Here is a 21,687-nt window from a genome sequence, read left to right as displayed (position 1 = left end):
CGCTCCGACGGTCAGCCGGCCGCTTCCGAACGCTCGGCCCGCCGCATCTGGAGCTGCTTGTCGGCCCACACGATCAGCGGGGCGATGGCGGACAGGCCGATGCAGACGGCCCACTGGCCGCCGGTGAGCGGCGTGCTGAGCAGCAGACGCTGCAACATACCGAGTTCGACCGCGGCCCAGGTCAGCGTCCAGCCGAACAGGATCCAACCGAGATACGGGAACACCGGCGACGACCACACCGGCTCGCGTTCGCGTCGCATGACCAGCCCCATGTTCACCGAGCTGAGCGCCACGACGGCGAAGGCCATCGTCATCGATGCGCTGGGCAACTCGGTGCTGGGTTCGTCGGGCCCGAACGACAGCACGCACAGCGCTGCGACGGCGACGACGAAGCCGCTGACGACCCATCGGATGACCTGGTCGCGGTTGACGATGCGGGTGCCCGGCGCTCGCGGCGGCCGTTGCATCACCCCCGGGTCGGGCACGTCGACGACGATGCCGATCACGACCGTCACGACCACGAACAGCTTGCAGAACAGCAGCATCATCGGGAACAGCGCGACGCCCTCGTTGATGTCGAGGATCGTGGCGATCAGCATCAGCTGCAGCACCGACGACAAGATCGTGAGCTGGAGCTTCACGTACGTCGTGATGCGACGGTAGATGTCGCGCCCGAGGTCGACGGCGTGGACGAGCGTGGCGAAGTTGTCGTCGGTCAGCACCATCTTGGCCGCCTGCTTCGACACCTCCGAGCCGCTGCCCATCGCCACCCCGACATCGGCCTGTTTGAGCGCTGCTGCGTCGTTGACGGCGTCACCGGTCATCGCCACGACCTCGCCGGCGTCCTGCATCAGCCGGGCGAGACGAACCTTGTCCTCCGGCGCGACCCGCCCGAACACGTGCAGTTCGGGCAGCCGGTCGAGCACCTCCTGGTCGGTCATCGCTCCCAGCTCGGCCCCGGTGGCGACGCCGGGCCCGAGACCGAGTTCGTCGGCGATGGCTCGGGCCGTGATCGTGTGGTCGCCGGTGATCATCCGCACGTCGATGCCGGCGGCGAGTGCTTTGGTGACGGCGGCCTTCGCTTCGGTGCGAAGCGGATCGATGATGCCGACGATCGAGACGAACACGAGATCGTGCACCTCGCTCATTGCGTCGGTGTCGGCGGCAGCCATCACGTCGGCCGACACATCGCGCACGGCGAACGCCAGCACCCGGAGACCGTGCTCGGACAGGCGCCGGTTCGCGGCGAGGATGTCGTCACGCACCTGCTCGATCGGCACCTGCTCGCCGTGCCACAGCGCAGACGAGCAACGACCGAGCACCACGTCGGGTGCCCCCTTGACGGTCATGAAGTGCGGTTCGACGAACCGGCCACCGGAGATCCACGACGGCCGGTCGTGATAGGTCGCCATGAACTTGTAGTCGGAGTCGAACGGCACCTCCGTACGACGCGGCATGGCCCGTCGGGTCTCCTCGGCGTCGACACCGACCTTGGCGGCGAGCACCACCAGCGCCGCCTCGGTCGGGTCTCCGATGACGGTGCCGTCGTCGCCGACCGTGGCATCGCTACAGAGCACCAACCCGAGCGCCAACCGCTCGAAGTCGGGCGTCTCGACGCCGGCGACGCTCAGCACGGCGCCCGTCTTGTCGTAGCCGCCTCCCTCGATCTTGTACCAGTCCCCGGCGGCGAACATGCTCGTCGCCGTCATCGCGTTCATCGTCAGCGTGCCGGTCTTGTCGCTGTTGATGACCGTGGTGCCTCCGAGCGTCTCGACGTCGGTGAGCGTCCGCACGACGGCCTTGTCCTCGGCGAGCCGTCGCGCACCCGAACCGAGGATCGACTGGACGAACGTCGGGAGACCGGTCGGAATCGCCGAGATAGCCGTCGTCACGCACAGCAGCGCCAGCGTCTCGAGGTCCTGATCGCGGATCACCCCGGCGATGGCGATGATGCCGACGGTGATCGTGGCGAGCAGGCCGAACACCTTCGTCATCCCGTCGAGTTCCTGCTGGAGCGGCGACCGTGTGCGCGTGGTCGACGACACCATGCCGGCGATGCGTCCCATCTGTGTCGATGCGCCGGTCGAGGTCACGACGAACGTCGCCGAACCCCGCGTGATCTGGGTGTTCTGGAACACCATGTTCGTGCGGTCACCGAGCGCCGTCTCGGGATCGGGGATGGCGCCCGGCGATTTGGGGACCGGGGCGCTCTCACCCGTCAGGGCCGCCTCCTGCGCTTCGAGCGTCGCCGACGACAGGAGCCTGCCGTCGGCCGGGACGAGATCGCCCGCCTCGATCAGCGTGATGTCGCCGGGCACGAGACCGCTGGCCTCGACCAACGTCACCTCACCGCCTCGACGCACCCGCGCCTGGGGCACCTGCAAGCTCGCGAGCGCATCGACGCTCGCCAGTGCCTTCTTCTCCTGGCTGGCGCCCATCACCACGTTGAAGGTCACGAGCAGGGTGACGATCACACCGGTCGGGAACTGCTCGATGACGAAACTGACTACGGCGACGATCAGCAGCATGATGTTCATCGGGTTCGTGAGCTGACCGCGGGCGATCTCCCACGTGGTCGGAGGTGGCTCCTTCGCCAGCTCGTTCGGGCCGTAGCGGGCGAGCCGTTCGGCGACCTCGGTGTCGGACAGGCCCTCCACGGGGTCGACACCGAACTCCTCGGTCGCGGCGGTGCCGTCGACGGTCCACCACGACGTGGGTCCCGTTTCGACGCGCTCCACCGCGCTCACCTTCTCGCTCCGATCGACGCACACACCATCTCGGTTCCTCCTGGTCGCGAACGCCACGCTCGGTGTTCGACTGTCCACGCCGAACAGTAGGTCGATCGGACGACACGTGTCGTCACCTCATGTCATGATGAGCGCGAACGCCGGGCACCGACCGGCCGAGCGAGGAGACGGGCGTGAGTCGACCGGTGACGGCACCGCTGAAGGCGAATTGGTCGATCGTCGACGGGCTGCCGCTCTTCCACCGATCCGGCCCGGTCGAATCCGGTCGACCGCTCGTCCACGTCCACGGGTTCGGTGTGTCGGGCAGCTACCTCGAGCCGACCGCCGCCCGCCTGGCGAGCCGGTACCCCACGTTCGTCCCCGACCTGCCCGGCAGTGGACGAAGTCATCGGCCGGCCCGGCCGCTCGACATCCCCGGCCTCGCCCGGACGGTGATCGCCTATCTCGACGCGGTGGGCATCGAGCGCGCCAGCTTCGTCGGCAACTCGCTCGGCTGCGTCGTGCTGGTCGAAGTCGCCGCGGCGTGGCCCGATCGTGTCGATCGCATCGTGCTCGTCTCGCCTGCCGGCGGTGTGAACAACCAACCGCTGCCGCGAGCCCTGCGGCAGATGGTCACCGATTCGGTTCGAGAGCCACCGTCGCTGTGGCCGGTCGCCGCCGCCGACTACCTCCGGTTCGGCGTCACACGCAGCTGGCGGCTGTTCGCCGACATGGTCGCCTACCCGACCCTCGACCGACTCGAGTTACTGAACGCGCCCACGTTGGTCATCGGCGGCGATCGCGACCCGCTCGTCGACTTCGGGCGGGCGAGCGTGTTCTCAGGGCTTCCGCACGTCGACGTCGTCCGGGTGCACGGTGCGCACGCGCTCAATTACTCCCGCCCCGACGTCGTGTCGGCGCTGATCGACGCTCACCTCACCGGCAGTTCACTGGCCGACCCGGACGTCGACGTGATCGACGTCCCGGGCCGGTGACGCCCGGCAGGGTGGTCAGCACTCGACCTCGCCGTCGGGGTACTCGAGCACGAGGGTCTCGCCGGGCTCGACGAACGAGCCGGCGATGATGCACGACATCATCGAATCGTCGGTCGTGCCGCCGGGGAACACGAACCGGATCGTCGTACCGTCGACGACGATCTCGGGCTCGGGCTCGAGCTGGCTCGCCACGGCACCGAAACGGGTCTCGGGCGACAGCGACGAGATCGCATCGCTCAGCGTCCCGTCCTCGTCGACGGCGCCGAGGATGTCGTCGGCCACCTCCTGGCCCAGTTCGGCAGCGCCCTCCACCGACGCGTCGCCTCCGGATGTCGTGTCGTCGCCCGCCTCACCGGCGTCACCATCGCCCGAGTCGCTCGACGAGTCGTCACCCGAGTCGCTGTTCGAGTCGCTCGCCGAGTCGTCCGCCGGCTCCTCCGCTGCGGGCTCGGCGGCAGGTTCGTCGTCGTCGGAGCCGCACGCGCCGAGCAGGACGGCGCCGGCGAGGGCGACACTCGTGACGAGGCGGGCGGTTCGGTTGGTTCGGGTGGTGTGGTGACGCTGCATGATGGCTTCCTCGATCGTGTTGGGGGTCGGTCGGAGACTGTGCCAGATCGCGCATTGCGCGATCAGGGATTTCAGCGGGCGTCGAACACCACGTCGTCGGGCGGTGTCCCCGTCGCCTCGAGGACGGACGGCCCGTCGGCGAGCACCTCGTCGAGGAACGCCAGCACGTACGTGTCGAGCAGTTCGGCGACGCGGGCCGGGTCCATGTCGTCGTCGGAGCACCCCTCGGCACCCATCGTCTCGATCGTGTCGATCACGATCTCGGGGATGTCGGGCAGGTTCGGCACCTCGTCCTGATAGGCGCACAGATCGGTGAACGACTGGTGCTCGCCGGCGACCAGCTCGACGCGGTACGACGGCGAGCTGAGGGTCGCGTTGTCCCAGAGGCGGGTCACGTTGGGATCGACCGGCGTCGTGATGTCGTCAGAGCCGACCACGACCATCATCGGGACGTCGATCGTGGCGAGGGCCTCGTCGGAGAAGGCGTTCGAGCTCACGGCCGGGGCGAGCGGGATGATCGCGTCGACCCGCTCGTCGACGGGGAACTCACCCAACTCGTTCGAGAAACCGGTCGCCATGGCGATCGTCGTGAAGCCACCGAAGGAGTGTCCGGTGACGACCACCTGCTCGGCGTCGACGCCGGCGGCGGCAGGTCCGGCCGACGGATCGGCCGGGTCGGTCATCGCGTCGATCACCCGACGCACGTCGTTCGGACGGTTGAACGAGATGACGGCCGGGTCGGCACCGCCGCCGGCGATCCGTTCGATCGCCGTGTTGCCGGTGTGATCAGGTGCTGCGACGACGTATCCGTGGCTGGCGAGCGCCTCGGTGTATGCGCTGTGGATGTACCGCAGCCCACCGCTGCCGTGCGAGTACACGACCAACGGGAACGGTCCGTCGGCCGACAGGGCGTCGGGTGTGGCCGTGAAGGCGACCGGCGACTCGTAGTACACGCCGGGGATCATCGTGTACTGGACGGGGGCGAGCGTCGACACGTCGGTGGCGGCGTCGAGCGGGAACCACACGTCGACCGTCAGCGGCCGCTCGGGGTCGTCGTCGAGGGTGATGGTCTGCACGCCGACCTCGTACTCGCCCTCGCCCACCGGTGTGAACGGCTGCTCGGCGACGGTCGTCGCCGGTGCCGTCGTCTCGGGAGCGGCTGTCGTCTCCGGAGCGGTCGTGGTCTCGGGCGCCGTTGTCGTCTCGGGCGCCGTTGTCGTCGCCGGCACGGTCGTGTCGGTCGCCTCGGTGGTGTCGGTGACGTCGGTCGGTTCGGTGGTCGCGGGAGCGGTGGTGGTGTCGGCCGACTCGTCGTCCGATCCGCCGCAGGCGGATGCGGCGAGAGCGAGGGCGACGAGCGAGACGAGCGATCGGCGTGACATGACCAGATCATGGCCGAGGCCCGGCACCCGTGTCCCATCGCGCTCACGACGGTTCCGACCTAGCCTGCCTGGATGACCGACGACGTCCCGGGCCCCGACGTCCAGAGCGGCGGCGTCCACAGCGGCGACGTCCGGAGCGGCGACGGGTCGACCGGCTCCCCTGGGTCGCACGCCCTCCCGAACGGGCTCGCCGTCGCCCTCGTGACCGTCACCTCCGGGTCGGTCCTGGTGCTCGAGATCCTCGCCGGCCGCCTGCTCGCACCGTACGTCGGCGTCAACCTGGAGACCTACACGGCGATCATCGGCACGATCCTCGCCGGCATCGCGATCGGTGCCTGGGCCGGCGGTGTCGCCGCCGATCGATACGACCCGAACCGCCTCATCCCCCTGTTCCTCACCTTCGGCGGGGCCCTTGCGATCGCGTCGATCCCGATCGTCCGGTTCCTCGGCGGCGACCCCGGCCCCGATGGCGACAGCCGGTCGAGCATCATCCTGGCGCTGTGGGCATTCGGGCCCTCGGCCGCCGTGCTCAGCGCGGTTCCGCCGGCCGTCGTCAAGCTCCAGTTGCGTGATCTCGCCCGGACGGGCGCCGTCGTCGGCCGACTCTCCGCGTGGGGCACGGCCGGTGCCATCGCCGGCACCTTTCTCGCCGGCTACGTGCTCGTCGCGTTCGCCGCGGTCACGACCCTGATCGTCGCCGTCGGCGGCCTCCTGGCGCTCACCGGCGTGGCGATGTGGCTCGCCAACCGGTTGGTCGACGCCACCCTGATGCTCTCGGCGAGCGGCGTGGCGCTCCTCGGCCTGGCCGGCGTCGCCGTCACCGACACCCCGTGCGACGTCCAGACGGCCTACTACTGCCTCTCGATCGTCGACGATCCCGATGATGAGTCGGGCCGGATCCTCGTGCTCGACGATCTCCGCCACAGCTACGTCGACCCCGATGACCCGACCCGCCTCGAGTTCTGGTACACCCGCCGCATCGCCGACGCGATCGACACCCAGAACCCCGCCCCCGACATCGACGTCGTGGCGATCGGCGGCGGTGCACTGACGCTCCCACGGTGGCTGGCGACGACCCGTCCCGACACCGACCAGACCGTGCTCGAGATCGACCCCGAACTGATCGACGTCGTCGACGACGAGTTCGGTCTGCCACCGGTCGAGATCATCACCGGCGACGGCCGCCAGGCGGTCCGCCGCATGGCCGACGACTCGGCCGACGTCGTCGTCGGCGACGCATTCGGCAGCCGCTCCGTACCGTGGCACCTGACGACGGAGGAATTCCTCGCCGACGTCGACCGGGTACTCCGCGACGACGGCATCTACGTCGTGAACGTGATCGACGGCGGCGACCAGTCGTTCCTCCGTGCCGAGGCGGCCACCCTCCTCACCACGTTCGACCGGGTGGCGGTGATCCGCAGCGCCGGCGTGGTGGACGGTGCGATCGCGAACTCGGTGATCCTGGCCGGCGACGCGACGCTCGACATCGACGCGTGGGACGAGGCCCGACGTGCCGCCGGCGACGACGGCGAACTCGTCGACGATCTCGACACCTGGATCGGCGACGCCATGACGCTCACCGACGACTTCGCCCCCGTCGACCAGCTCATCGTCGGCACCGGCTGACCCGGCTTCGCCCTCGTCCGCCGATCGTCCTACGCTCCCGGGCCATGTCGAGCCACCGGGGCGCAGCGTGAGTCGCCCGCCGACCACCTCCGATCGGATCGCCCTCGCCTGGCGCGAGCTGCGACGAAACGCGACCGGCACAGCGATGCGGGCCCACCTGCTCGGCCCCGACGGGCCGAAGCTCGAACAGGCCCAGACCGACGCGCTCGAGATCATCGCCGCCCACCGCGGCGGCATCCGGATGAGCGACTTCGCCGACGCCATGCACGTCGACCCGAGCACGGCCACCCGCGCCGTCGACCGGCTCGTCAAGCTCGGGCTAGCGGAGCGACGCCAGATCGACGACGACCGACGCTACGTCCAGGCGATCGCGACCCAGCAGGGCGTCGACACCGTGCGCCGCATCCGCAAGCTCCGGACGATGGCGATGCGACGCATCCTCGAACCGTTCGACGACCACGAACTCGAGGAGTTCGCCTCCTATCTCGAGCGTTTCGTCGCGACGATCGACGAACTGCTCGACGACCTGAACAACGACCGTCTCGACGACTGACCTGCCGGCCCGATCGCCCTGAGCGGTCGAGGAACGGACGCGTTAGGGTCGCTGCCGTGGCCGATCAGAGCACGTTCGCCGACCAGGCGATGGAGTACGCACCGCAGCTCTACTCGGCGGCGTTGCGCATGACACGCAATCAGGCCGACGCGGAAGACCTCGTGCAGGAGGCGTACCTCCGCGGCTTCCGCAGCTTCCACACGTTCCAGGAGGGCACCAACCTGCGGGCGTGGCTGTTCCGGATCCTCACGAACGCCTACATCAACCGGTACCGGGCGAAGCAGCGCCGCCCACAGGAGAGCGACCTCGCCGACGTCGAAGACCTCTACCTGTACCGTCGACTCGGTTCGATGGAGACCGCTGCGGCGTCGATGTCGGCCGAGGAGCAGTTCCTCGACATCTTCACCGACGACGAGGTGAAACAGGCCCTCGAAGACCTGCCGGAGAACTTCCGACTCCCCGTCCTGCTCGCCGACGTGGAGGGGTTCGCCTACAAAGAGATCGCCGAGATGCTCGACATCCCGATCGGCACCGTGATGAGTCGCCTCCATCGGGGAAGAAAAGCGATGCAGCGCGCGTTGTACGACTACGCAGAGGCACGGGGCCTCACCGGCGCACCGAGTGGCGCCGACACCTGACCCAGCACGACACATGGCCGATTGCAACGAAACCATCCGCGAACTCGACGCCTATCTCGACGGCGAACTGAGCGAAGAACTGCGCGGGCACATCCACCTCCACCTCGACGGCTGCATGGACTGCCTGCAGGCGTTCGACTTCCACGCCGAGCTCAAGTCGGCGATCCGTCGGAAGTGCTCGAACGACGAGGTGCCGCCGGGCCTGCTCGCCAAGATCGAATCGTGTTTCGACACCGACTTCGACGGCGACGGCATCATCGGCGCCCCCGACCAGGCCTGAACCCGCTCCCATTCCGGTCCTGAACCGGCCGTCGATCGCGAGCGGATGCCGCGACCGGCGCCTCCGCTCGCTACGCTGACACCCATGCTTGCCGCCTACATCTGGCACTGGTGGATCGGTCTGGTCCTGCTCATCGCAGGAATCGCGGGCGCCGTCGCGCTCATCGGCGGCTACCTCAAGCAGGTGTCGTCGCAGCGCTACCCCGGCGGGAAGCGCGGCCGCGAGCAAGAGCTCTGAACGAGCTCGACCGGCTCCTCCCCCGCTGCACCTTCCCTGACGCGCCACGCCCCGTCGCTGCCGCCTTCTCCGGTGGCCCCGACTCGTCCGCGTTGCTGGCCCTGGCCCTCCACGCCGGCCTCGACGTCGTCGCGCACCACGTCGATCACGGCATCCGACCCGAATCCGCCGACGACGCCGCCCGAGCGTGCGCGATCGGTGACCGGCTCGGCGTCGAGGTCGTCGTCCACCGGGTCGAGGTGACACCGGGTCCGAATCTCGAAGCACGTGCCCGAGATGCACGCCGGGCGGTGCTCCCGACCGGGGCGATGACCGGCCACACCCTCGACGACCAGGCCGAGACGCTGCTGCTCCGCCTGCTCCGTGGCAGCGGTACGACCGGCCTGTCGTCGATCACGCCCGGACCGGACCACCCGCTCCTCGCGCTGCGGCGGGACGACACCGAGGCGGTGTGCCGCGAGGCCGGCATCGACCCCGTGGTCGACCCGTCGAACGCCAGCGACAGCATCTGGCGCAACCGCGTCCGTCACGAGTTACTCCCGCTGATGGGCGACATCGCCCGTCGCGACGTCGCCCCGATCGTCGCCCGCACCGCCGACCTGCTCCGCGACGACGACCGGGTACTCGATGCCCTCGCTGCCGAGATCGACCCCACCGACGCACGGGCCGTTGCCGCCGCCGACCCGGCGATCGCACGACGTGCACTGCGGCGGTGGCTGACCGAGTCCGGCTATCCGCCCGACGCTGCGGCGATCGACCGGGTGCTCGACGTCGCCCACGGGCGGGCGGTGGCGTGCGAGCTCCCTGGCGGACGACGTGTCGAACGTTCCCAGCAGGCTTTCCACATCGTTCCGCCGGCGCGGTAGCATCGACACCCGCATGTCGACGCGATCGAACACCGCCACCCGCCCCACGGAGACCGCCTGATGCCCCCGAAGCTGCGCGGCAAGTGGGCGCTCGGCATCCAGCCGCGCCATCTCACCTGGATCCTCCAGGACAAGCTGGCGATCTGCGAGCGCCCGGGTGGTTACGGCGAGAACCATCGTCGCGTCCGCCGCCAGGAGGAGATCATCTGGCTCCGTGAGAACGGGTTCAACTACGTGATCTCGATCATCCAGGCGTCGAGCAACCTGCACAACTACGAAGAACTCAACATGCCGTACCGGCACCGCCCGTTCCGCAACGACGAGCGCGATGCCTGGCTGCGGGCCTTCTACAGCGAGCTCGACGACCTGCTCAAGAACGGCAACAAGGTCATGGTGCACGGCGAGGAGCTGGGCGACCGCATCGTCGGCATCATGGGTGGCTACATCCGCTGGGCCGGCCTGATCGACGACCCGACCAAGGCGATCGAGATGACGGAGCGCCTCACCCACCGCAAGCTCGACCCCTGGGCGAGAGACGTCGTCAAAGACGCCGCCGGCCTCCGCTGACACCAGAAGGGGTCAGGCACCTTCTGGCGCTGACCTCGCGACGTCCTCGACCTGGAACGCCAGAAGGGGTCAGGCACCTTCTGGCACTGACCTCGCTACGTCCTCGACCTGGAACGCCAGAAGGTGCCTGACCCCTTCTGGTCAGTAGACGTTGCAGATGGTGGGGATGTCGAGCAGGGGTACGGGATCGACCGGTTCGGGCGACCCGTATCGCTGCTTCGGGCCCGGACGGACCTCGAAGTGCAGGTGCCAGCCGCCCGGTGATGCGTTGCCGGTGTCACCGACGTAGCCGATGACCTGCCCCTTGGTGACGACGCTGCCCTCTTCGAGCCCGTCGGCGAATCCGGCGAGGTGGTAGTAGCGGTACTGGACCGGGCCGTCGATCGGGTTGTCGACCCACAGACGCCATCCGAGTCCGGCGCTCGTGTCCGGGTCGGTGTGCTGGATCTCGAGCACACCGTCTGCCACGGCATAGACCTCCTGGCCTTCCATCGCCCCGATGTCGACCCCGTCGTGCTGACCCGCGCCTTGGGCCTTGCTGTGGCCGCCGAAGTTGTTCAGCACTTCGCACATGGGCGACGGCTCGATCGGGAACAGGAGCCCCTCGCCCGTGGTGATGACCCGTTCGGCGGCAGAATCGACCTCACCGGCGTCGGTGATGCCGCCCAATGCGGCAGCCGACCCGACCGACGCCGTGGCCAGGAACGTGACGGCCGCCACACCCGATCGGACGCGGCGACGGCGCGCTCGGATAGCGTGGTTCTCGATGGCAGGCGTACGGGTACTCGTCAGCGGCATGGGTGGGGAGCTGGGTTCGCGGGTTGCCAGTCTGCTCGAAGACGAGCCGTGGGTGGGATCGCTCGAGGGCATCGACGTCGATCCGCCCCGCAGGCGCCTTCGGCGGGCGGTCTTCCATCGTATCGTGCCCGGCCAGCACGACCGCACCGTCGACACCGTCACGGCGTTCAACCCCCACGTCGTGATCCACATCGCGGTGTGGGAGCCGAACGCCCGTGCCAGCACCGCGACGGCCCGATCGCTGACCGACGACGCCGCGACATCGATCCTCGGAGCCGCCGCCGAATGCCGGGCGCTCGAGTCGATCGTCGTCCGCAGCGGTATCGAGATCTACGGCCGCAACCGCAACTCGCTCACCCGCCCGACCGAGCGCGAACCGCGTGACCCCACCAGCGACTACGGCCACATGGTCGCCGACATCGAACGCACCGCTCGAGCGATCGGCCGCCGGGTCGGCGTCTCGGTCGGCACGCTCCGCCTGGCCACCGTGCTCGGGCCGCACGTCCCGAGCGCGCTCGGCCGCGTGCTGCGCATGCCGGCCGTGCCCTTCAGCGCCCTCGCCGATCCGCCGTTCGCGGTCATCCACCAGCACGACGCCGCCGAGGCGTTCGTGCTCGCCGCCAAGGCACGACTCGACGAACCGCTCAACGTCGTCGCTCCCGGCGCGATCACGGCGTACCAGGCGATCCGCCGCGGCCGTCGTCTTCCCGTCCCGCTCATCGGTCCCGAGTGGCGGGTCGCACGAGCGGTCAACCATCTCGCCGGCGCACCGATCCCCGATCACGTCCAGGAGATGTTCCATCGCGGACGCCTGGCAGACGGCCAGCGAGCCCGCGACGTGCTCGGCTTCGCCCCCACCACGTCGACCAGCGATGTCATCGACCAGCTCTACGGCTGGCCGAGCGTCGTCCACACCCCACCCACCGTCGCCTGGGAGTCAGCGTCATGAGCAATCCGGCACGCCAACTCGCCGACGTGATCACGATGCCCGCCCGCAACCTGGGCGGCCAGGCGGTCGACGCCGTCGGCACCGCAGCGGGCTCGGTTCGTGTCTGGACGGCCAACGAGGTCGACGACTGGGGCCGCGACAACGGCATCGTCAACCGGGCGTGGGCAGCCAGCCGTCTCCGCTGGAACATCTCCGTCGGCGGTGCCGAACACATCCCCAAGCGCAAGGGCGCGCTGATCGTCGTCAATGCCCGCCGGTTCGCGCTGGCACCCGTGTTCGCCGCACTGGCGATCGGCGCCGAGGTCGACCGGCCGGTGCGGTTCGTCGGCCGCCCCGACGTGGCACCGCTCGGTCCCGCCATGCAGCGACTCGGTGGACTCCTGCCGATCCCGCGCGAGATCGAGAGCGCCCTGCGGGCGAACGAGCTCGTCGTGCTCGGCGCCGCCACCGAGAACACGAACCGCAGCGCCGGTGTGGTCGACCACCGCATCGTCGGCTCCGCGGTGATGGCGAAGGTGCCCTCGATCCCGGCGGCGACGGTCTCCGTTCCGTTCCGTCGCGCGGCGCGAGTCGAGATCGGCGCCCCGATCCGGCTCTCCCGCAAGCGCCGCGGCCCGCTCGACGAACTCGAGACGGCCGACGCGCTCCAAGCACACCTCGACGCCCTCCTCGACGAGTTCGGCGGCGCCCTCACCGGCACCCCGCTCGACTGGATGCCGTTCAACGGGATCGGAGGCGTCTGATGCCGTACATCCGGTCGAGCGACGGCATCCGCCTCCACTACCGCGAGTCCGGCCGTCGCAGCGGCCCGCCGGTCTTGATGATCCAGGGGCTCGGCGCCGACAAGCACGGGTGGGATCTCCAGCGACTCGCGCTGGCCCCGAACTACCACACGATCGCGCTCGACAATCGGGGCGCCGGCCGCAGCGACAAGCCGTACGGCGCGTACTCGCTCGAACAGATGGCCGACGATGCGATCGCGGTGCTCGACGCCGTCGGGGTCGAGCGGGCGCACGTGATCGGCGCCTCGATGGGCGGCGCGATCACCCAGATCATCGGCATCCGCCACCCCGAGCGGGTGCGCTCGCTGACCCTGGCCTGCACTGCCTGTCAGCACCACCCGTGGCGGCGCGAGCTGCTCGCCGAGTGGGCCGAGATCGCCCAGACCCGAGGCGTCGGTGCCATGACGGCACAGGCCGCCCGCTGGGTCATCGGGCCGCGCTCGTTCCGCCGGCTCACCCCGGCGATCGGCTGGATGGGCCCGCTGGCGTTGGCCCGTCCGCCGCACGCGTTCGCCAGCCAGGTTGCCGGCATCTTGTCGATCGACGACGAGCTCAAGTCGCTCCTGCCCTCGATTGACGTGCCGACGCTGGTCATCGTCGGCAACCAGGACATCCTGACGCCGCGCGGTGACTCCGAGCAGCTCGCCGACCTCATCCCGACCGCCGAACTCGTCGTGGTGAGCGGTGCTGCGCACGGCTTCATGATCGAACACGCCACCACGTTCAACCGGGTGATGCTCGACTTCCTCGGGCGCGCCGAGCAGGCGTTCGTCGACCGCACCGCCGAGTCGGACGACGGCGTCGCCGCCCGGTCCGTCGGCTGATGCGCGTCGCGGTCGTCGGCGCCGGTATCGCCGGGCTGAGCGCGGCTGCTCGACTCGCAACGGATCATGACGTCGTCGTCCTCGAACGCAACGACACGATCGGCGGCCGACTCGGCACGATCGCGATCGGGGACGCCACGTTCGACGCCGGCGCCCAGTTCTTCACCGTCCGCGGCGACGACCTGCGGGCCCGAACCGACGACTGGCTCGAGCGGGGCATCGCCTTCGAGTGGTGTCGGGGATTCGGCGCTGCCGACGGCTACCCGCGATACGCCGGCACCGGCGGGATGTCGACGCTCGCCGTCGATCTGGCCGACGGGCTCGACGTTCGGACCCGCCACATGGTGTTCTCGTTGGAGCGCCTCGAGGACGGCTGGTCGGTGATGCTCGACGATGCGAGCCGACTCGAGGTCGACGCCGTTGTCATCACCTGCCCCGTCGCCCAGGCATGGGCGCTCCTGGCCCAATCCGACGTCGAACTCCCGGACGAGTTGGCGCGCAGCGACTTCCGGCGGATCATCGCTGCGCTCCTGACGCTCGACGGGCCGAGCACGGTGCCCGAACCGGGTGGGGTGCAACTCGATCCGGCCGACCCGGACGCCGTGTTCGGGTTCGTCGCCGACAATCAGCGCAAGGGCATCAGCGACGTCTCCGCCGTCACCGTGCACGCCTCGTGGGCGTGGAGCAGCGACCATTGGGACGACAGTGACGCCGACGTCACGGAGCAGCTGGTGGCCGGGTTGTCGGAGTGGGTCGACCCGGCCTCCATCGTGGCGACGACGATCCGCCGGTGGCGGTTCGCAGCGCCGGCCGACCCGTGGCCCGACCCCTGTTGGATCGACGAGGAGCACCGGGTCGTGGTCGCCGGCGACCTGTTCGCCGGCCCGAAGATCGAGGGCGCCTTCGATTCCGGCGTCGCCGCCGCTGCAGCCGTGGCCGGGTTCGTCGAGCCCTGATCGGCTACGAGCCCGAGTTCGTCGTCGGTGCCGCCGGTGTCGACGTCGACGACGGCACCGTGGTCGAAACCACGGGCGCGTACGGCACCCGTTCGCCGCACACGACGGCCTCGAGACGCCGACTCGTGATCGAGTAGATACTGGTGAAGTCGTCACCGAGCACCTCTCGGAACTCGCGATACGAATCGAACTCGACCTCGTCGCCGTCGGCGTCACGGCACCGGCGGTCGAGGACCGGCGCGTAGGGCAGTTCCCAGCCGTTCACGAGACGAGCTCGGCCGTCGTCGAGCACGTCGATCGCCGGGAACTCGACCGTGTCCCCGGCACCCATCGGCACGAGCGCGAACCACACCACGGCCTCCCCGAGGAGGTCGGCGACGACGGCGCAGACCCCGAGCTCGCCGAACTCGGGACACAGGTTCTCCCCCGGCGTGCCGGTGACGACGCGCAAGGAACGACTGCCGTCGATGATGAGCTCGGTGTCGCTCGCGGCGAGCCCGTCGTCGTCGAACCGGAATTCGGCGTTCCGCGACGAGAACACCCGGTCGACGAAATCGATCCGGTGCGGTTCGGAAGCACCGGAGCCGGCGTCATCGCCACCTTCGATCACCTCACGCGCAGCGAAGATCGTCGTGAGGAGGAAGAACAACCCCACGACGGCACCGACGGCCATGAAGAACCTGATGCTGAAGATCTGACGCATCCGTCAGCGACGTTAGCGACGCCGCACGCCCGCAGGGCGGCGCGATGCTCAGGCCACCGCCGCGGCGGCCGCGGCGTGGGCGCGTTCGGTGATGGCGTCGATCACCGAGTCGTCGTGCGCGAGGCCGACGAAGATCGCTTCGTACGCTCCGGGCGCCATCGCCACGCCCTGGTCGAGCATGGCGTGGAAGAAGCGGCCGTAGGCGGCCTCGTCGGTGCGCTTCGCCGACTCGAAGTCGGTCGGCGTGTCGACGTCGCCGCACACCATCCCGACGAGTGTGCCGACGACCGGGAACTGCGCGGCGAAGCCGGCTGCGGCGCAGGCGGCGGTGAGTCCGTCGGCCAGCCGACGGGCTCGGCGGCGGAGTTCGTCGTAGGTGCCGTCGTCGAGATGATCGAGCGCAGCGAGACCGGCCGCGGTGGCGAGCGGGTTGCCCGACAGGGTGCCCGCGTGGAAGACGGGGCCGAGCGGCGAGAGGGTCTCCATCAGTTCACGTCGACCGCCCACGGCGCCGACGGGCAGTCCCCCGCCGATCACCTTGCCGTACGTCGTGAGGTCGGGGGTGACGCCGTACGCACCTTGGGCACCGTCGGTGCCCAGACGGAACCCGGTGATGACCTCGTCGAACACCAGCACGGCGCCGACACGGTCGCATTCAGCCCGCAGCCCGGCCAGGAAGGCCGGGTCGGGGGCGACGACGCCCATGTTCGCGGCGACCGCTTCGACGATCACGCACGCCACGCTCTCGTCGAGCGTCGGCACCTCGTTGTACGGCACGACCATCGTCTCGGCGACGGCGCCGTCGGGGACGCCGGCGGTCCCGGGCAGGCCAAGGGTGGCCACGCCGCTGCCTCCGGCTGCGAGTAGTGCGTCGGTGGCGCCGTGGAAGTTGCCGTGGAAGATCACGACACGGTCGCGACCCGTGTAGCCGCGGGCCAGACGAACGGCGGTGCTGGTCGCCTCGGTGCCGGAGTTCATGAAGCGGACCTGTTCGCACGACGGCACCCGAGACGAGATCGCCTCGGCCAGCTTCATCTCGCGTGGCGTCGGCGCCCCGTACGACGTGCCATCGGCGACGGCGGCGGTCACGGCGGCGGTGATCGCCGGGTGAGCGTGACCGAGGATCACCGCGCCATAGCTCTGGACCAGGTCGAGGTACTCGGTGCCTTCGACGTCGTAGACGCGAGCGCCATCGGCCCGGGCGACGATGTACGGGCGCCCGCCGACCGATCGGAACGCTCGGATCGACGAGTTCACACCACCCGGAATCACGGCGGTGGAACGATCGAAGAACTCGTCGTTCGAGCGCAAACCGGCGCCGGTGCACACGGTCGGGACACACCCCGCCGCCTCGCAGGCGCCCGGGACGCAGACGTCGATCGTCATGATGTCGCCTTTCCGGCGGCCCGCTCGGCGAACCACCCGGTCAGATAGGTGAGGACGAGATCGGCACCCGCCCGCTTGATCGACGTCAGGTGCTCGAGGGCGACGACGTCGTGATCGATCCAGCCGTTGGCGGCCGCCGCCTTGATCATCGAGTACTCGCCGCTCACGTGGTACGCCGCGAGCGGCACGTCGACGTGGCGTCGGACCTCGTGGATGATGTCGAGGTAGGCCAGCGCGGGCTTGACCATCACCATGTCGGCGCCCTGTTCGAGGTCGGCCAGCACCTCGACGAGCGCCTCGCGGGCGTTGCGCGGATCTTGCTGGTATCCCTTGCGGTCGCCGCCGCCGGCGATCTCGACGTCGACGGCATCGCGGAACGGGCCGTACAACCCACTGGCGTACTTGGCCGAATAGGCGAGGATCGGGACGTCGGGGTGTCCGTGCTGGTCGAGTGCGCTGCGGATGGCGGCGACCTGACCGTCCATCATCCCGCTCGGTGCGACGACATGCGCCCCGGCGTCGGCCTGAGCAACGGCAGCCTTCGCGTACACCTCGAGCGTCGCATCGTTGTCGACGCTGCCGTCGCGCACGATGCCACAGTGACCGTGATCGGTGTATTCGTCGACGCACAGGTCGGCCATCAGCACGAGGTCGTCGCCGAGATCGGCGCGCAGCTGCCGGAGCGCGACCTGCACGATGCCGTCGGGATCGAACGCCCCGCTGCCGATCGCGTCCTTCTCCGCCGGGATGCCGAACAGCATCACCGACTTCACGCCGAGTTCGGCCAGACGGGCGACCCGGCGACGGAGGCTGTCGAGCGTGTCCTGATACACGTCGGGCAACGAGCGGATCTCGATCGGTTCGTCGATCGCCTCCCGAACGAACAGCGGCGCGATCAGGTCGGCGACGTCGACGCGGGTCTCGGCGACCAGCTCGCGCATCGCCGGCGTCGTACGGAGGCGGCGCGGTCGATGGGTCGGGAAACCGGCGGTCGCAGCGTCGACGGGCATGGCAGCAGGTTAGGTCCACGACGCCGGGCGCACACAGCCCCACCGGGCCCGACGGTACGCCGCCGGAGCGTGCGAGGCCTGTAGCGTCAGCGACGTGTCGGCACAGGCCTGGTTCTCACTCGACGAGGTGGCGGTCGTCCCCGGCGCGCCCACGTCGGTGCTGCTGACGGTCGAGAACGTCGGCGACACCACCGAGAGCTACAGCGTCATCCCGGCCGGGCTGACGGCACCGTGGACCACGATCACCCGACCCAACGTCACCCTGTTCGGTGGCTCGCAGGACGTCATCGAGGTCGTGATCCGGCCGCCTGCGATCTACACGACGACGGCCGGCCCGACCACGGTCGCCGTGCGCGTCGTCTCGCAGACCGACCCCGACGACGAGGTCATCGCCGAGACGATCGCCGAGGTCGCCTCGTTCGACGACCGGCGCATCACGACCCTGCAGCCGGTCCGACGTGCTCGACGCCGGGCGACGTTCGAGTTCATGGTCGAGAACCACGGCAACAACCTGGCGAACTGCCGGTTGCACCTGGTCGACCGCACCAACCGGATCGACGGCACCTTCGACCCGCCCGCCGTCGGCGTCGCACCCGGCTCGACCAGCCTCGTCCGACTCAACGCGAAGGTCGGAGGCAGCCGACTCCGCCGGTCCGAACGCCAGCTCGACTTCGAGATCGAGGCGACCGAACCCGACCACGAGCCGGCGAACGGTCTGGCGACGCTGATACAGCCGCCGACCCTGTCGGCACGCCTGATCGGGCGCGCCCTGGCGACGGCGGCGGTACTCGCCGCCGTCGTGCTCGCCTGGTTCGCCGTCGTCCGACCCGAGATCCGCGACGCCGCCGAGCGGGCGGTCGACGATCAGCTCGACGAGCTGACGATCGCACCCGCCACGACCGCACCCGAACCATCCGTCACCGTGCCGGTCGACGAGCCGGTCGTGGTGGCCGACGAACCGACCGGGACCCCGGTCTCGTACCGGATCGCCGTCGATGTCGGCGTCAACCAGGAACGCAGCGAGTCGGTCACCGTGCCGCCCGACAGCGAGTTCCGGATGACCGACCTGGTGCTGCAGAACCCGAACGGCGACCTCGGCACCGCCCAACTCCTGCGCAACGGCGACATCCTCTACGAGTTCGATCTCGGTTCGATGAGCTCGGCGAACGAGTTCCAGCCCCGCATCAGCCCGATCCCGTTCGCACCGTCGGACAACATCGTGCTGGCGGTCGAGTGCACCGTGGTCGGTCAGCCGTCGGGCACCGGATGCGACGTCGCCGTCCTGCTCGGTGGCGAACTCGTCGTCGCGAGCTCGACCGACTCCTGACCGCCCATCACACTCGTCCGTGGCGCGACCCGCTCGTGCCCCGACCAGGGCCCTGCGAGTTCGCTGCCGCGAAGGCGCCGTCCTAGCCCATGCCGAAGCCGGGGAGGCCCGGGGTCGGACGCTTCGGCGCCGCGACGAACTCGACCTCGACGGTTGCGATCGACGACTCACCAGCCGAGGCGACGAGCCGGTGGACCCCCGCCCGGATACGGGTCGGCGTCTGGAGCAGCGCCAGGGCCGCCCCAGCGTCGCTCGTGGTGACCTCCGCCCACGGCGCCGAACCGTCGTCGAACCCGATCGACACGGTCGTGTCGGCCGGGAACCCCTCGAGGCCGATGCCCAGCTGTGCGCCGACGGCGACCGAGTCGGTCGTGACCTCGAACGTCGGCTCGTAGCCGGCGTACCCGCCCACGAACGCTGCGGTGTACTCGCCGCCGGCTGTCGCCTGTGACGCTCCCGTCACAGCGACCAGCAGCGCGTTGCGATACCCGACGTCGGTCGGCTGGAACTCGATCTCGACCGCGCAGCTCGCGCCCGGATTGAGCGCCCGCCCGAGACAGCTCTGCTCCGTGATCACGAAGTCGTCCGGGTGGGCACCGGCCATGAACACGCGGCCTACCTCGGTCGGGAAGAACGCGATGTTCGAGATGTCGATCGCGACCCGCCCACCGGTCCCGCCGATGATGCCGGCATCCAGATCGACGCCGCCGGGCTCGGCCAGCAGGATCGGCTCACCCGCTGCGCCCCGAACGGTCGACGACACCGTCGGTGCGTTCCCGCCGTTGCCGCTGACGGTGAGTGTGCCCTCGTACCCTCTGACGGCCGTCGGCCGGAACGTCACGTGCACCGAACAGGTGGTGCCGGCGGCGACCAGAATGCCCTTCGCACACGTACCGCCGGTGACGCGGAACGGAGCATCGACGATGACCAACGTCGGTTCGAACGATGCCGGTCCGGCGTTCTGGACGCGCACATAGAGCTCGCTGCTCTCGAGATTGAGGATGGTCGAGCCGAAGTCGAGTTCGGCCAACGACAAACGCGGCGTCACCTCGACCGCGGCGATACCCCGGGCGCCGAGTTCGGTCGTGGGTTGACCGGAGAGCGGCCCGACGGCGGCGGTCTCGAACACGACCACCTGGCCGGTGCGCGACATCGCCGGGTTGCCGTGTGCCCCGGGCACGTCGGTGAGATCAGCGCCGTCGAGCACCCGCCGAACCGTGCCGAGCTCCATCTCGCTCACGAGCAGATCGCCGTCGGAGACGCGCCCGCCGCCGCCGCGACGGCTCGGCAGCAGGTTGGTGGCGTCGGTGACGAAGGCGACCTGGCTCCCGTCGGCGCTGACCGTCGGCGCCCACGACGACCCGTCGCCGGCGATCGGCACGCCGATCGCGATGTCGCCCGCATCGACGGCGGACACGATCGAGAGCGGTTCACCACGCGGCGCCTCGTCGAACACGCCGTTCGCGTCGGTGTCGCGATCGAAGCGGTACACCTGGGTCGGGCAGTCGGGCGTGCAGGGTGGCAGATCGGCAGGCACGAGCGTCCGGTCGTCGGACACGAAGGCGATGAACCGCCCGGCCTCCGACATCGACGGTGACGATGCACCGGTGGCGCTCGGCACGCCGCCACGCCCCGACACGAGGTGGACGGCGTTGCGCCGATCGAGGGTCGAGCGATCCCAGACGAACACCTGGGAGGTCGCCGCTTCGCCCGGCACCGGTCCGGCTGCCCAACCCGGCAGGGGCGCCGACGCCGTGGTGTCCGCGACGAACGCGAGGTGTCGCCCGTTCTCGGACAGCACTGGCTGGCGGGCCCCCTGGTACAGATACGCCCGATTGGGGGTCTCGACCGGCATGCCGGCGACCTCTTCTTCTCGCCCCACCTCGTTCACCGGCACGGTGATGTCGACGACCATGATCGTGCCGACGCCTTCGGGCGCGCCGGTGAGCTGGCGGACGTACGCCACGATCGCCCCTGAGCCGGAGAGCGCCGGCGGGGCGTCAGTGAAGACGCCGTCGATCGCCGTGCCGCTGCTGTTGGCCGACACCAGTTCCCAGCCGGCCGGCTGGCCGCCACACTCGGGGACGACGAGGCGATACACGTCCCATCGTTCGAGCTGATCGTCGTCGCGGAACAGGTCGTACGGGATCTCGGTGATCGCGACGACCACGCATCCGTCGGACGACAGGCGCGGCATCACCGTGTCGCCCGCCCGGACCGACGACGGGACCGGTGACAGCTCGACCGTCTCGCCGCTGTTCCGATCGGTCCGGAACACGCTTCGACGTCCGTCGACCGCACCCTCGAAGACGACCCAGCGTCCGTCCTGTGACACCGACGGCCGTGTTGCGTCGTCGACGTCGGCGACGAGCATGGAGACGCCGTCCTGAGCGCTCACCTCGGCGGGAGCGACGAGGGACACGCCCATGGTGGCGGTGACGAGGAGCGCCGCAGCGATCGACGACGCGCGCCACCGCGACCGTGCCGTTCGTGGTCGTCGCACCCTCGTGAATCC

At 69.7% G+C, this 21,687-nt stretch carries 21 protein-coding genes; 13 read left to right on the top strand and 8 right to left on the bottom strand.

The window, feature by feature from the left end; all coding sequences use genetic code 11:
• Positions 1–11: 11 nt before the first annotated feature.
• A complete protein-coding gene (locus tag BDK89_RS03595; RefSeq protein ID WP_424955275.1) occupies positions 12–2,747 on the bottom strand; it encodes a cation-translocating P-type ATPase in 2,736 nt (911 codons plus the stop codon).
• A gap of 173 nt (positions 2,748–2,920) precedes the next feature.
• Between BDK89_RS03595 and BDK89_RS03590 the strand changes: the two genes are divergently transcribed.
• On the top strand, positions 2,921–3,721 hold the full coding sequence (locus tag BDK89_RS03590) for an alpha/beta fold hydrolase (RefSeq protein WP_208293952.1): 801 nt from the start codon (positions 2,921–2,923) through the stop codon (positions 3,719–3,721).
• A gap of 15 nt (positions 3,722–3,736) precedes the next feature.
• On the opposite strand, the gene BDK89_RS03585 is transcribed toward BDK89_RS03590, so the two are convergent.
• Both BDK89_RS03585 and BDK89_RS03580 read right to left on the bottom strand, forming a co-directional pair.
• Positions 3,737–4,288, bottom strand: coding sequence for a hypothetical protein (locus BDK89_RS03585; protein WP_133867648.1), 552 nt, complete (start codon positions 4,286–4,288; stop codon positions 3,737–3,739).
• Positions 4,289–4,359: 71 nt separating this feature from the next.
• Positions 4,360–5,670, bottom strand: a complete 1,311-nt coding sequence (locus BDK89_RS03580) for an alpha/beta hydrolase family protein (protein ID WP_133867647.1) — start codon at positions 5,668–5,670, stop codon at positions 4,360–4,362.
• Positions 5,671–5,742: 72 nt separating this feature from the next.
• Between BDK89_RS03580 and BDK89_RS03575 the strand changes: the two genes are divergently transcribed.
• From BDK89_RS03575 to BDK89_RS03550, 7 genes are all read left to right on the top strand, one after another.
• Positions 5,743–7,296, top strand: coding sequence for a fused MFS/spermidine synthase (locus BDK89_RS03575; protein ID WP_133867646.1), 1,554 nt, complete (start codon positions 5,743–5,745; stop codon positions 7,294–7,296).
• Positions 7,297–7,363: 67 nt separating this feature from the next.
• A complete protein-coding gene (locus tag BDK89_RS03570) occupies positions 7,364–7,849 on the top strand; it encodes a MarR family winged helix-turn-helix transcriptional regulator (RefSeq protein WP_133867645.1) in 486 nt (161 codons plus the stop codon).
• Between the two features lie 56 nt (positions 7,850–7,905).
• Complete coding sequence (locus tag BDK89_RS03565) at positions 7,906–8,487, top strand: sigma-70 family RNA polymerase sigma factor (protein WP_279586771.1); 582 nt, start codon at positions 7,906–7,908, stop codon at positions 8,485–8,487.
• Positions 8,488–8,500: 13 nt separating this feature from the next.
• A complete protein-coding gene (locus BDK89_RS03560; RefSeq protein WP_133867644.1) occupies positions 8,501–8,767 on the top strand; it encodes a zf-HC2 domain-containing protein in 267 nt (88 codons plus the stop codon).
• 84 nt (positions 8,768–8,851) lie between these two features.
• The gene (locus BDK89_RS21600; protein WP_166657360.1) at positions 8,852–9,004 is read left to right on the top strand and encodes a hypothetical protein; all 153 of its coding nucleotides are present in this window, start codon (positions 8,852–8,854) and stop codon (positions 9,002–9,004) included.
• Complete coding sequence (gene tilS, locus BDK89_RS03555; protein ID WP_279586810.1) at positions 9,001–9,870, top strand: tRNA lysidine(34) synthetase TilS; 870 nt, start codon at positions 9,001–9,003, stop codon at positions 9,868–9,870. The genes BDK89_RS21600 and tilS overlap by 4 nt, the downstream gene beginning before the upstream one ends.
• 60 nt (positions 9,871–9,930) lie before the next feature.
• On the top strand, positions 9,931–10,437 hold the full coding sequence (locus BDK89_RS03550; protein ID WP_133867642.1) for a protein-tyrosine phosphatase family protein: 507 nt from the start codon (positions 9,931–9,933) through the stop codon (positions 10,435–10,437).
• Between the two features lie 141 nt (positions 10,438–10,578).
• Here BDK89_RS03550 and BDK89_RS03545 read toward each other — a convergent pair whose 3' ends face one another.
• The gene (locus BDK89_RS03545; RefSeq protein WP_166657359.1) at positions 10,579–11,157 is read right to left on the bottom strand and encodes a M23 family metallopeptidase; all 579 of its coding nucleotides are present in this window, start codon (positions 11,155–11,157) and stop codon (positions 10,579–10,581) included.
• A gap of 46 nt (positions 11,158–11,203) precedes the next feature.
• On the opposite strand from BDK89_RS03545, the gene BDK89_RS03540 reads away from it, so the two are divergent.
• The 4 genes from BDK89_RS03540 to BDK89_RS03530 are packed head-to-tail and all read left to right on the top strand — an operon-like array spanning position 11,204 to position 14,746.
• Positions 11,204–12,184, top strand: coding sequence for an NAD-dependent epimerase/dehydratase family protein (locus BDK89_RS03540; protein ID WP_166657358.1), 981 nt, complete (start codon positions 11,204–11,206; stop codon positions 12,182–12,184).
• Positions 12,181–12,927, top strand: coding sequence for a hypothetical protein (locus BDK89_RS21595; RefSeq protein WP_166657357.1), 747 nt, complete (start codon positions 12,181–12,183; stop codon positions 12,925–12,927). Before BDK89_RS03540 ends, BDK89_RS21595 begins: the two co-directional genes overlap by 4 nt.
• On the top strand, positions 12,927–13,790 hold the full coding sequence (locus tag BDK89_RS21590; RefSeq protein WP_166657356.1) for an alpha/beta fold hydrolase: 864 nt from the start codon (positions 12,927–12,929) through the stop codon (positions 13,788–13,790). Before BDK89_RS21595 ends, BDK89_RS21590 begins: the two co-directional genes overlap by 1 nt.
• Positions 13,790–14,746 carry an NAD(P)/FAD-dependent oxidoreductase gene (locus BDK89_RS03530; protein WP_133867640.1) on the top strand — a complete coding sequence of 319 codons (957 nt, stop codon included), beginning with the start codon at positions 13,790–13,792 and terminating at the stop codon, positions 14,744–14,746. The genes BDK89_RS21590 and BDK89_RS03530 overlap by 1 nt, the downstream gene beginning before the upstream one ends.
• A gap of 4 nt (positions 14,747–14,750) precedes the next feature.
• On the opposite strand, the gene BDK89_RS03525 is transcribed toward BDK89_RS03530, so the two are convergent.
• From BDK89_RS03525 to hemB, 3 genes are read right to left on the bottom strand one after another with little or no spacing between them, the layout of a single operon-like run.
• Positions 14,751–15,449: a hypothetical protein gene (locus BDK89_RS03525; protein ID WP_133867639.1), complete on the bottom strand. Its 699-nt coding sequence runs from the start codon at positions 15,447–15,449 to the stop codon at positions 14,751–14,753.
• A gap of 48 nt (positions 15,450–15,497) precedes the next feature.
• Positions 15,498–16,835 carry a glutamate-1-semialdehyde 2,1-aminomutase gene (locus BDK89_RS03520; RefSeq protein WP_133867638.1) on the bottom strand — a complete coding sequence of 446 codons (1,338 nt, stop codon included), beginning with the start codon at positions 16,833–16,835 and terminating at the stop codon, positions 15,498–15,500.
• Positions 16,832–17,845: a porphobilinogen synthase gene (gene hemB, locus BDK89_RS03515; protein ID WP_133867637.1), complete on the bottom strand. Its 1,014-nt coding sequence runs from the start codon at positions 17,843–17,845 to the stop codon at positions 16,832–16,834. The genes BDK89_RS03520 and hemB overlap by 4 nt, the downstream gene beginning before the upstream one ends.
• 94 nt (positions 17,846–17,939) lie before the next feature.
• Between hemB and BDK89_RS03510 the strand changes: the two genes are divergently transcribed.
• The gene (locus tag BDK89_RS03510) at positions 17,940–19,172 is read left to right on the top strand and encodes a COG1470 family protein (RefSeq protein WP_133867636.1); all 1,233 of its coding nucleotides are present in this window, start codon (positions 17,940–17,942) and stop codon (positions 19,170–19,172) included.
• Between the two features lie 82 nt (positions 19,173–19,254).
• Here the strand turns inward: BDK89_RS03510 and BDK89_RS03505 are convergent, their stop codons facing one another.
• Positions 19,255–21,675 (bottom strand): choice-of-anchor D domain-containing protein, encoded by a 2,421-nt coding sequence (locus BDK89_RS03505; protein WP_133867635.1) that lies wholly within the window; start codon positions 21,673–21,675, stop codon positions 19,255–19,257.
• Positions 21,676–21,687: the final 12 nt, after the last annotated feature.

This window comes from Ilumatobacter fluminis (assembly GCF_004364865.1).
In the GTDB taxonomy this organism is placed as follows: domain Bacteria; phylum Actinomycetota; class Acidimicrobiia; order Acidimicrobiales; family Ilumatobacteraceae; genus Ilumatobacter; species Ilumatobacter fluminis.
Note: the sequence above shows the minus strand (reverse complement) of the source record. Positions and strands in the feature narration are given on the sequence as shown.